This is a genomic window from Cryobacterium sandaracinum (genome assembly GCF_004403415.1).
GTDB lineage: Bacteria > Actinomycetota > Actinomycetes > Actinomycetales > Microbacteriaceae > Cryobacterium > Cryobacterium sandaracinum.
Genome location: NZ_SOGO01000028.1, coordinates 1 through 3,650 on the forward strand (window position 1 = coordinate 1; position 3,650 = coordinate 3,650).

Consider the following 3,650-nt stretch of genomic DNA (forward strand, 5'->3'; position numbering starts at 1 on the left):
TCGCGTGCTCGCTGTGAGGCCGGGCCGGGGCGTCGTGCACGGGCCGGCCAACCGTGCGGGACTCGTTTAGGCGGGCCTGTTTGCGGGCCTCGGTCCAGGCGGCCTTGCGGACTTCGTCGAGGGCTTCCGTGGCCCACTTCACGACGTGGAACGGGTCCACGCAGCCCCATCCGCGGAAACATGCGTGATCAGAGCGGATCGTTCCGCGCCGAGCGCATCGAAGAACGTGGCCAGGGTGGCCTTGTCCTGGCCGGGTGCAGCCCAGACCAGACGACCTGAATCGTGGTCCACGACCACAGTCAAGAACTTCCGGCCGCGCTTGTAGGAGATCTCATCGATCCCGATCCGGGTGAGCCCGGCGAAGGGATCATGGAGCTTTTCCGTGTCGGCCCACACCCGGGTGATGATCGCCCCGACCGTCCGCTACGCGATCCGCATCAACACGGTGACCGCGGCCTTAGACGTCTGCGTGGCCAGCCACGCGACCTGAGAGTCAAAGTGATGCGTGTGGCCGGCCTGGTGCCTGGCCCACGGGACTGCGGCCACGATCACACCGTGCTCCCGGCACGACACCCGCGGGGCATCCGCCTCCAGAAAGACCCGGGTCGAGCCGAAATCCAATCCCCGCCACCGGCGGCGCCCCGCCCCCTCGTCGTAGCGCGGGCAGCGTTTCTGGCAGCTCCCGCATCGGTTCCGCATCGACCTGGTCAGTCGCACCGACGCAACAAAAACGCCCGCTACGAGGTCGAGATCAACGTCCTCGACCACTGTCTTGTCGACACCGAGCAAAGTCCGCCATATTGTTGAAGACCGCACGCCGTTTTCCCGCCTATAAAGTTTCTTTCCTTTGACAGTCAGAAACCTAGACAGGAAGCGGCGTGCGGCCGTTAAGGCGCTCCGAAACACCCACGGATACAGCAGGGGAGCCAAAATCTCCGTCGAATTCGTCAGGGACCGCGCCTACCGCCAGGGACCGCGCCTACCGGGCGGTGGCGGCTGTGTCCGGTACCGTTACTGGGGGCGGCGCGCCGGGCAGCCGCGACCCGAGTCAGCGACGAAAGGGGGCGAAACCATGTATCTGAAAAGCCTCACGCTCAAAGGCTTCAAATCCTTCGCCCACCCCACCACGTTCGCCTTCGAACCCGGCGTCACCTGCGTGGTCGGGCCCAACGGCTCGGGCAAGTCCAACGTCGTCGACGCACTCGCCTGGGTGATGGGCGAGCAGGGCGCGAAGACCCTTCGCGGCGGCAAGATGGAAGACGTCATTTTCGCCGGCACGTCCACCAAGGGCCCGCTCGGCCGGGCGGCCGTGACGCTGACCATCGACAACACGGATGGCGCGCTACCGATCGACTACACCGAGGTCACCATCTCCCGCACCCTCTTTCGCAACGGTGCGAGTGAGTATGCGATCAACGGGCGCACCTGCCGCCTGCTCGACGTGCAGGAGTTGCTCAGCGACTCCGGCCTCGGCCGGGAGATGCACGTGATCGTGGGGCAGGGGCAGCTCGACGCCGTGCTGCGCGCCAGCCCCGAGGAGCGCCGCGGGTTCATCGAGGAGGCCGCCGGCATTCTCAAGCACCGTCGGCGCAAGGAGAAGACCCTCCGCAAGCTCGACGGCATGCAGGCCAACCTCACCCGGCTCAGCGACCTTGCCGGGGAGATCCGTCGGCAGCTCAAACCGCTCGGACGCCAGGCCGACATCGCCCGCGAGGCGCAGATCATCGCCGCCGTCGCCCGCGACGCCCGGGCCCGGCTCCTCGCCGACGACGTGGTCACGCTGCGTATCGCGCTCGACGCGCACGGCCGCACCGAGAGCGAGCGGCACGCCGAACGACTCGTGCTGACCGAACAGCTCGAGACCCGGCAGCGGCGCCTGCGCCGACTCGAGCAAGAGCAGATCGGCGACGCCGTCGACCGGGCCCGGCGCACGAACTTCGGCCTGGAATCCGTGCAGGAGCGCCTGCGCGGCCTCTACACCCTCGCCAACCAGCGGCTGGCCCTGCTCGGCTCGCAGGCCGAGTCCGTGGACGCCGGCCCCAGCGTGACCACGGCGATGCTGACGGATGCCGCCGCCGAGATCGACGCGCTGCGTAGCCGCATCGACGTGGCCGACTCCACCTGGGCTGCCGCCCGCGCGGCCACCGAGGAGGCCCGGGGCCGGCTCGACGCGCTCGACGAACAGATCGCCGCCCAGGCCGTGCTGGTCTCCCGGCACGACCTCCACCTCTCCCAGCTGACCGGGCAGGCCGAGACCGCCGCGGGCCGCCTGGCCTCCGTGCGCGGCGAAGTGCTGCGGCAGCAGAACGCCTTCAATGCCGCCCGTGGCCGGGTCGACACGGCTGAGGCACACCTCGCCGGACTCGCCGCGGACGCCGCGGCGCTCGACGCGGCCGCCGTCGACGCCGGCGAGATCCACCCGGCCGAGGCTGCCGCCGCGGCCCGGTCTGCCGTCGCCCAGGCGGAGGTCGAGGTCGAACGCCTGCGCGACGAATTGCACCTCGGCGAACGCGAACGGGACGCCCTCGCCGCCCGCGCGGGGGCACTGTCCCTCGCTCTGGACCATAAGGACGGCTCGGCGGCCCTGCTCGCTGCGGCCCCGGCGGGCATCCGTGGTCTGGTGGCCGAGCATGTGCGCGTGCGGCCCGGCTACGAGGCCGCCATCGCCGCCGCCCTCGGCTCCCTCGCCGACGCCGTGCTCGCCGACACCTGGAGCGCGGCCGTCGACGCCATCGTGCGCGCCCGCGCCGACGATCTCGGCCGGGTCGAACTTATCGTGGCCGGCACGATCGACGAAGACGCCAGGGCCGACGCCCCGCCCGCAGACGCGACCGGCGATGCGACGGCTGGCACGATCGACGCCGACGCGCCCGGTGACGGCACGGCGGATACCGGCATGTCAGGTATTGGCACGTCGGGTACCGGCACGACGGATGTCCTCGCACCCGACACCCGGCCAGACCTCACCATGCAGCCCGGGCTGCTCTGGGCCGAATCGGTGATCGACGCGCCACCCGGGGTGCTCGGCCTGCTCCGGCGTACGGTGATCGTCGACGACCTCGACGCCGCCCGAGCCGCCGTAGACCGATTCGGACCCCGATCCGAGGAAGTGGAGACCGTTGGCGTGGAGACCGTTGGCGTGGCGACCGCCGGGCGCGCAGCCCTCCCGATCACCGTCATCACCCGGGCCGGAGACGTATTCAGCGACACCGTGCTGTGCGGTGGTTCCGGGGCCCGGCGCAGCCGCCTCGAGCTCATCGCCGACCGCGATGCGGCCGCCGACTCGCTCGCTGCGGTGCGCATCCGGCTCGAGCAGGTCGTCGCCGACCTCGCCGAGGTCCGCGTCGTGCTGTCCGCCCGCAAGACCCAGGCCCAGGCGGCCACCGCCCGGGTGCGGGCGTTCGAGTCCCGCACGACCGTGCAGGCCGAGAAGACCAACCGGGCCACCGTGCAGCTCGAGGCGGCCACCGCCGAACTGAGTCGGCTCTCCGCCGCCCTCCTGCTGCAGGCCGAGGCCGTCGCCGCCCTCGAGGCCGCGAGCGAGACGGCCCGCACCGCGCGCGACGAACAGCGCGCCCGGCCGCGCCCGGTGCCGGATACCGGACCTCGCGACGCGCTCGTCGCCGCCCTCGAGGCCGCGCGCGAAGCCG

The 3,650-nt window shown here is 71.2% G+C and carries 1 protein-coding gene and 1 pseudogene; one reads left to right on the plus strand and one right to left on the minus strand.

Going from position 1 to position 3,650, the window contains the following annotated elements; translation table 11 throughout:
* Positions 1 to 816, minus strand: a pseudogene (locus tag E3T25_RS17070) (transposase); the annotation flags it as partial.
* Positions 817 to 1,072: 256 nt separating this feature from the next.
* Here E3T25_RS17070 and E3T25_RS09880 point away from each other — a divergent pair.
* A partial coding sequence (locus E3T25_RS09880; RefSeq protein WP_134373981.1) for a chromosome segregation SMC family protein occupies positions 1,073 to 3,650 on the plus strand: 2,578 nt, incomplete at its 3' end.